This is a genomic window from Coriobacteriia bacterium, assembly GCA_013334745.1.
In the GTDB taxonomy this organism is placed as follows: Bacteria; Actinomycetota; Coriobacteriia; order Anaerosomatales; family JAAXUF01; genus JAAXWY01.
Window position 1 is genome coordinate 1 of the sequence record JAAXWY010000071.1, and the last position, 7,621, is coordinate 7,621.

The window sequence follows — 7,621 nt, forward strand, 5'->3', positions numbered from 1 at the left end:
CGCCAGTTACGACGCCCATGGCCGGCGTATCGGCTTCTATCCCGCAGCCATGCTGATGTATGCCGGTCTGGCGATGCTGATACGCGCCACCGACAGCTTCGACTTCTTCGCCGCGTTCTTCAAGGTCGATGGGTCCAAACCCATGTCCGGCGACATCGACGCAGGGGGACACGTGGTCAAGAACGCCGTCCGGGAGTCCCTCGCACAACTCCTCTGGGAGCGCATCCGCCGCAGGCCGATGATCATCCCGGTCGTCATGGAGGTCTAACTCGATGGATCACGTCTGGGCTGTCATTCTCGGCGCGGCTCAGGGGCTCGCCGAGTTTCTCCCCATATCGTCAAGCGCGCACCTCAAGATGCTGCCGTGGCTGTTCGGAATAGAAGGCGAGTATGCGTTTCTCGCAGATGCGAGCAAGGCGGCCGCCTTCGACATCTCGTTGCATGCGGGCAGCGCCATCGCGGTCATGATCGCACTGTGGTCCGACTGGGTCAGGTTGCTCGCCGGCGCCGTCAAGCGAGACGCCGAGGGCGTCACGTCACGCCGATTCCTGCTCTTCTTGCTAGCCACATCGGTGCCCGGCGCGCTGATCGGGGTCGCCCTCGACGACCAGATCGAGACCTTCTCGACGCCCGCATTCATCACCGCCGCAGGCGTCCAAACCGGCTTCCGATACGCGCCGCTCGTCGTGGGCGTCGCACTCATCGTCTTTGGCGTACTGCTGTGGTGGGTTGACCGCACGGTCAAGCGGAGCGAGCCCCTCGAATCAATGAATTGGGGTAAGGCGTTCGCGATCGGCTTCGCGCAGGCGCTCGCACTCGTCCCCGGAGTCTCGCGATCCGGCTCGACCATGACAGCAGGGCGCTTGCTCGGCTTCTCGCGAGATGCGACCGCACGCTACTCGTTCATGGCGGCCTTGCCGATCATCGCGGGCGCAGCCGTGTTCGGTCTACGCGACATTCCGCTGTCCGAGCTGCTCTCAATCGACTGGATCTTGGGTTTCGCGGCCTCAGCGATAACCTCAGTGCTCTTCATGAAGTGGATGCTCGGCTACGTCCGCAACCACTCGTTCGCGGTGTTCATGTGGTACCGGATCGCCGCGGGGCTCCTGCTGATCGCCGTGTTCTTTTCTCGCGGTTAGCGCCCCAATTCGCGCTCGGACTCCTATACTTTGCAGCGAGGGAATCCGTGTGACCGAAACGCAGCCTGAATCGTACTAGGAGTCGCGCTCATGGCTTCATCCCGTTCCAAGTCCAAGACGCCGCCCAAGCGCAGCGCCGGTGCCCGCACGGGGCAGCGCGCTGCAGCAAAGGCACAGCCCACGGGCTGGCTTGACGACCGATCGCGCCGTGACATCGTCGGCGTGACACTGTCCGCACTCGCCGTCGCCATGTTCATCGCCGTGATCAGCAAGGACTCGGGTGTCGCCGCCGAGGCCGGAGCGGGGATGATGCGCATGCTCGTGGGCGTCGGGGCATACCTCGTGCCCATCTTCCTGCTGCTGTGGGGCGCGAGCTTCTTCATCAGGACCGACATCCACGAGGGACGCACCGGTCTTGGCCTGAGTCTGGTCGTACTAGCGGTGATCACCATGTTCGCGCTCTCCACGCCCGAGGCCGACTTCTTCCTCAAAGAGAACCTCATGACAAGTGGCGGCTATATCGGTGCAGGCATCGCGTGGGCGCTCTACACGCTCCTTGGCGCGACGATAGGCTACGTCTTGCTCGCGGCGCTCGCCGTCGTTGGACTGGTGGTCACAGGCATGTCGATCTCTGCCTTGGTCGAGTGGTTCAGCGACTCGATCATCGGCACGGACACTGAGGCCGAAACGGCGCCCGCGAAGCGTGCGCGAGACCGCGCACCGGCGACCACCCCACTCGCTGCGCGTGCGGCGGACGAGGGCGCATCCGCACAAGCCGATGCCGCTCCAGCGGGCCGCAAGCGCGGTCGCGCCGACGAGTCTGACCCAGAGGCCGCAAGAAAGACCGTGCCCACACCCCGAAGTGTGGCGCCTCGCGCCATGGAGGGCTTCGTGCTGCCTTCGCTCAGCATGCTCACTCGGACCACTGAGTCTGCCGCCCGGCACAAGACCTCGGATGCCGAGCAACGCACGACTGCGGCTGCCATCACGGAGACATTGGCCACCTTCGACATCCCTGCCAGAGTGGTCAACTGGGTTGCCGGCCCAACCGTGACGCTGTTCGAAGTCGAGATCGCCAAGGGCGTTCGGCTGGCCAAGATCAACGCACTCGCAGACGACCTGGCGCTTGCCTTGGCGGCCTCCACCGTTCGCATACTCGCTCCGATTCCCGGCAAGTCACTCGTAGGTATCGAGGTTCCCAACGTGCGCAGGACCTCGGTCACGCTCGGAGACGTTCTCGCGCCCGCGGGGGAGGGTGGACCGCTGCTCCTGGGTATCGGCAAGGACGTAGCGGGGGCACCCGTACTCGAGGACCTCGCCGCCATGCCGCACCTGCTCATCGGTGGCACGACGGGCTCGGGCAAGTCGGTGGCGATCAACGCCATGCTCATGTCGGTCCTCATGAGAGCCACGCCTGCGGAGGTGCGGCTCATCCTGATCGACCCCAAGCGCGTCGAGCTCTCGCTCTACAACGGCCTGCCGCACCTCTACGTCCCTGTGGTCACCGAACCCAAAGAAGCGGCCAGTGCACTTGCGTGGTCGGTCTCGGAGATGGAGCGGCGGCTACGGGTTCTCTCGGCGGCCGGAGTGCGCGACATCGGCGGCTACAACGCGAAGGTCCAGGCCGGCAAGGGCCCGGAAGGCGCCACGGAGCTGCCGTACCTCATCATCGTCATCGACGAACTCGCCGACCTCATGATGGTCGCCGCTAAAGAGGTCGAGGACTCGATCGTGCGAATCGCACAGCTCGCGCGCGCGGCCGGCATCCACCTCGTCGTCGCCACGCAGCGTCCTGAGGCGAACGTGGTCACCGGCATCATCAAGGCCAACATCACGAACCGGATCGCATTCAACGTCGCAAGCGCCATCGACTCACGCGTCATTCTCGATCAGCCCGGCGCGGAGAAGCTCGTCGGCCTGGGCGACATGCTCTTCTCCAAGCCGGCATGGGCCAAGCCCAAGCGCATCCAAGGCTGCTACTTGGAAGAGCCCGAGATCGAGCGCATCGTCGAGCATCTCAAGGCACAGGCTGAGCCCGACTATCACGAGGAGATCCTTCACATGAAGGTCTCCACCGCCGGCGGCGGTGGAGTCGACACCGGCGAGGACGACGACCCGCTCATCTGGGAAGCGGCCGACATCTCCGTGACCAGTGGGCTCGGATCAACATCGATGCTCCAGCGGCGCCTTAAGGTCGGCTACGCACGGGCGGGGCGCATCATGGACATGCTCGAAATGAAGGGAATCGTCGGCCCGCCTGACGGCAGCAAGCCGCGCGAGGTGTTGGTCGACGTTGAGGGCCTCGAGGCGATTCGCGCCTTCGAGCGTGAAGAAGCGGAAGAGTATTAGCCATGAGCCAGCTCGGAGACACACTGCGGGAACGCAGAATCGCGCTCGGAATCACCATCGAACAAGCCGAGGATCGCACCAAGATCCGAGGCAAACTGCTCGACGCCCTCGAGTCAGGCGACTACGCGAAGCTACCAAACCCCGGCTATGTCCGTGGGTACATCTCAAGTTACGCCCGGTTGCTTGAGCTGGACTCGGTGCCGCTCTTGGCCATGTACCGGGCCGAGACAGGGTCGAGCAGATTCCACGACATCGCACCGCCGGACACCGCGGTCTCCGCACGCGGTGAGCAGCACGAGGTGCCATGGAAGGTCGGGGTCATCGCGGTCGCCATCCTTGTCGTGCTCTCCCTCGTCATATGGCTTGTGCTTCGCGTTCGGTCCGGTCCTGAGTCGCCGCCGCCCATCCCTACAACGCCCACGGTTGAGGCCACCGGCGCTACTCCGTCTGCGGAAGATCCGGGCGAACAGTCGCCCGCTGCTGATCCCGCCGAGAAGCCGCCGGCGACCTACACGCCGTTCACCCTCAAGATCAAGGTCGCGACAAACGGCGCCTCGTGGGTCGAGGTGCGCGTCGACGGGAAGTCGGCGTACGTCGGGTCGCTGACGAGCGGCCGTACCAAGAGCTTCGAGGTCACGAGCAAAGCAGTGGTCAAGATCGGCAAGCCGTCAGTGGTGACGGTGTACCGTGATGGCAAGAAGGTAGATGTCCCGAACAGTGGAGGCACGCCGACACTGACGCTCACGGCGGATCCGGCCCCGTAGGGCCACGGAGAGAACAGGGAGTTCACGCATGGCCAAGGACAGCAGCTTCGACATCGTCTCGGAAGTCGACCTTCAAGAGGTCGATAACGCGTTCCAGCAGACCCTCAAGGAACTCGTCCAGCGATACGACCTCAAGGACTCCGGTGCGACCATCGAGTTCAGTAAGGCCGAGAAGACCTTCACCTTGCACGCGCCGAGCGACTTCATCGGCAACCAGGTCATCGACGTGCTCAATACCAAGCTCGTCAGGCGCCAGATCGATCTGAAGTCCGTTGCGTGGGCAAAGCCCGAGATGGCCAGTGGCGGCACCGTGCGCATCAAGGGAACGCTCGTGATGGGCATCGAGGCCGAACTCGCGCGCAAGATCAACAAGGACATCAAGGAGAAGAAGTTCAAGGTCAAGGTGCAGATCGAGGGCGACAAGCTGCGTGTCTCCGGGTCCGTTCGAGACGAACTTCAGGCCGTAATCGCCTTCGTCAAGGCTGAGGATTACGGCATTCCGCTGCAGTTCACCAACTACCGCTAGCCGCGGTCCGAAAGGCTCATCGTGTCAAAAGCCCCCGCCGTTGCGTTCATCACGCTCGGCTGCCCCAAGAACGAGGTCGACACCGACCGCATGCGTGCGTCCGTGCTCGCCTCGGCGTACCGTCTCGTCGATGAGCCGGACCACGCTGACGTGGTGGTGGTGAACACGTGCTCGTTCATCCGAGAAGCCACCGAGGAGTCGATCTCCACGGTGCTCGACATCGCAGCCGACTGGCTGCCCGAGCGAGCAGGGCGCCACGTGGTCGTGGCTGGCTGCATGCCGGCGCGCTACGGCGAGGAGCTCTCCGACTCGATGCCGGAGGTCGCGGCGTTCGTTCCTGTCTCCGAGGAGGGCGCGCTGCTTGCAGTCCTCGAGCGACTCACCGGCGTGTCGGCAGGTGCGACTACACCGAAGGCCGTGCGTCGCACCGATTCGGGGCCCTCGGCTTACCTGCAGATCTCGGACGGCTGCCACCGCGTATGCGCGTACTGCACCATCCCATCGATACGCGGTCCGTACGTCAGCCGCCCGCTTGCCGACATCGTCGCCGAGGCGAAGGCGCTCGTGGCTCACGGTGCGAGCGAGATCGTTCTCATCGGGCAGGACATCAGCGCGTGGGGCCACGATCTCGCAGGCGACTTGGGCGGACTGGCCGCGGTCGTTCGCGCGGTTGCTGCGGTCCAAGGCGTTCGCTGGCTTCGGCTGATGTACGTGCAGCCCGACGGCGTCAGTGACGACCTGCTCGCCGCCATCGCTGAGAACGACAATGTGGTCCGCTACCTCGACATCCCCCTGCAGCACGCGTCGAAGCCCGTCCTGCGCGCGATGAGGCGCAGCGGCGACGCCACGAGCCTGCTTAGGATGCTCGCCCGCATCCGAGCGGTGCTCCCTGACGTCGCGCTGCGTACCACCTTGATAGCTGGCTTCCCCGGCGAGACGACCGCCGACGTCCGTGAGCTGCAACGCTTCCTGACCGAAGCGCGTTTCGACTACGCGGGCGTGTTCGTGTACTCGCCAGAGGACGGCACCGAAGCCGCTGCGCTCCCTTCACAGATTCCGCTTCGCACACGGCGTGCCCGTGCCCAGCGACTCCGTGACCTTGCCGATGAGATCGGCTTCGAGCGTGCGGGCATGCGGGTGGGGGAGACCGTCGAGGTCCTCGTCGAGGGCACCGACCCGGACGACGGCGTCGTGGTCGGCCGCTGGCGTGGTCAGGCGCCCGAAATCGACGGCTTGGTGCTTCTCGACAAGGGCGAGCCCGGCCAGATCGTCTCGGCGTGTATCGTTGACTCACTTGGCTACGACCTTGAGGGCGAGGTGATCTCGTGAGCGACGAACGACGCGGTGGCCCGGTTCCGATGAATCCCGCCAACATCGTCACGATCACACGGATGGTTCTGATCCCGGTCTTTCTCGTTGCACTGCTCGCGGACTGGCCGCGCTGGTTCCAGGCACCGGAGCTCTACTACGCCCTTCGCCCCTGGATCGCCGCGGCGGTCTTCGGGGTACTCGCGGCGACCGATGGCGTTGATGGCTACCTCGCACGCTCACGCAACGAAGTCACCACGTTCGGCAAGTTTCTCGACCCGCTCGCCGACAAGCTCCTGGTCACCGCTGCGCTGCTCGCGTTCGTTGAGATGCAGGTGCTGCCGGCGTGGATCGCACTGGTGATCATCTCGCGCGAGTTCATCGTCTCGGGGCTGCGCATGGTCGCCTCGGCGGAGGGCGCAGTCATCGCCGCATCGTGGTACGGCAAACTCAAGACGGTGTTGCAGATCATCGCGATCATCCTCTTCATCGTGAAGGACAGCACGGTCATAGCCGCACTCGGTCCGCAGATGGTGTTCTGGACGCAGATCGTCGCATGGTCGGTCATGGGTGCGGCGGTCATCATGACCATCGTCTCGATGGTCGACTACTTCATCCACGCCCGTGAGGTGCTTATCGGTCCGTGGACTGGAGCGTCGTCCATCGCCGCTGCGGCTGCGGAGTCCGAGGCGGACGCCGACGAAGACACGACGGCGTAGGTGCGCAGATGACCGTACGAGGAACTGCGGCGATCGTGACGGTTGGTTCGGAACTCACCGAGGGCCTTCGTGTCGACACCAACACCGCAGAGATCGCGCGCGCGCTCTCGCAACGCGGCTTCATTGTCGCCGAGGCGCTCAGCGTAAGCGACGACCCCGATTCCCTCGCCGCCTCGCTCGTCCGCCTCGTGTCCGAGCACCCCATCGTCATCACCACCGGTGGTCTCGGCCCCACGCACGACGACATCACCCGTGAAGCCGCAGCAAAGGCCTTGCGGCTCCCGCTGCTCGCCGATACCGCGATACTTGCGCGCCTGAGAGACGTTCAAGCGCGCCACACGGATCCGGCCGCGCGAGATGCGGTTCTGACACAAGCGCTCGTTCTTCAGGGCGCACAAGTGCTGCCCGAGACGACTGGGACGGCACCGGGTCAGATCGTCGCCACACCCGCTGGGTCTCTGGTGCTGCTCCCTGGTCCACCATCCGAGATGCGCCCGATGCTCGAACTCGCTCTCGCCGACATCGCCCCTGCCGGACAACGACCGGTCGACCTCGGTGTCACCGGCGTTTCAGAGTCCGACGTTCAGCATGCGGCACAGAGGGCACTGAGCGGCTTCGAGGGCATCACCCTGACGGTGCTGGCCAAGCCGGGCGATGTACGCGTGCTGCTCATCGACGACGGGGCAGGTGGGAGTGCGCTGGTTGAGGCGGGCCGCGCTGTCGCGGCTGAACTCGGGGACCCGTGCTACACCACAACAGGCGAGACGCTCGCCGCCGCCACCCTCGCGCGCTGCCGTGAGAAGGGCGTCACTGTAG

At 64.9% G+C, this 7,621-nt stretch carries 8 protein-coding genes; all 8 read left to right on the top strand.

The annotated features are described in order from the left end of the window. Positions 1 to 268: hypothetical protein (locus tag HGB10_11635; protein ID NTU72453.1), on the top strand; the 268-nt coding region annotated here is incomplete at its 5' end. A 4-nt stretch (positions 269 to 272) separates the two neighbouring features. Then, a complete protein-coding gene (locus HGB10_11640; GenBank protein NTU72454.1) occupies positions 273 to 1,139 on the top strand; it encodes an undecaprenyl-diphosphate phosphatase in 867 nt (288 codons plus the stop codon). A 90-nt stretch (positions 1,140 to 1,229) separates the two neighbouring features. Then, entirely contained in the window at positions 1,230 to 3,488 is a 2,259-nt protein-coding gene (locus tag HGB10_11645) for a DNA translocase FtsK (protein NTU72455.1), read from the top strand. 2 nt (positions 3,489 to 3,490) lie between these two features. Then, complete coding sequence (locus HGB10_11650; protein NTU72456.1) at positions 3,491 to 4,252, top strand: helix-turn-helix domain-containing protein; 762 nt, start codon at positions 3,491 to 3,493, stop codon at positions 4,250 to 4,252. A 28-nt stretch (positions 4,253 to 4,280) separates the two neighbouring features. Beyond that, a complete protein-coding gene (locus HGB10_11655; GenBank protein NTU72457.1) occupies positions 4,281 to 4,778 on the top strand; it encodes a YajQ family cyclic di-GMP-binding protein in 498 nt (165 codons plus the stop codon). Between the two features lie 18 nt (positions 4,779 to 4,796). Then, entirely contained in the window at positions 4,797 to 6,107 is a 1,311-nt protein-coding gene (rimO, locus tag HGB10_11660; GenBank protein NTU72458.1) for a 30S ribosomal protein S12 methylthiotransferase RimO, read from the top strand. Positions 6,108 to 6,136: 29 nt separating this feature from the next. After that, positions 6,137 to 6,805 (top strand): CDP-diacylglycerol--glycerol-3-phosphate 3-phosphatidyltransferase, encoded by a 669-nt coding sequence (gene pgsA / locus HGB10_11665; GenBank protein NTU72459.1) that lies wholly within the window; start codon positions 6,137 to 6,139, stop codon positions 6,803 to 6,805. An 8-nt stretch (positions 6,806 to 6,813) separates the two neighbouring features. After that, positions 6,814 to 7,621 (top strand): competence/damage-inducible protein A (locus tag HGB10_11670; GenBank protein ID NTU72460.1); only part of this gene is annotated, 808 nt, incomplete at its 3' end.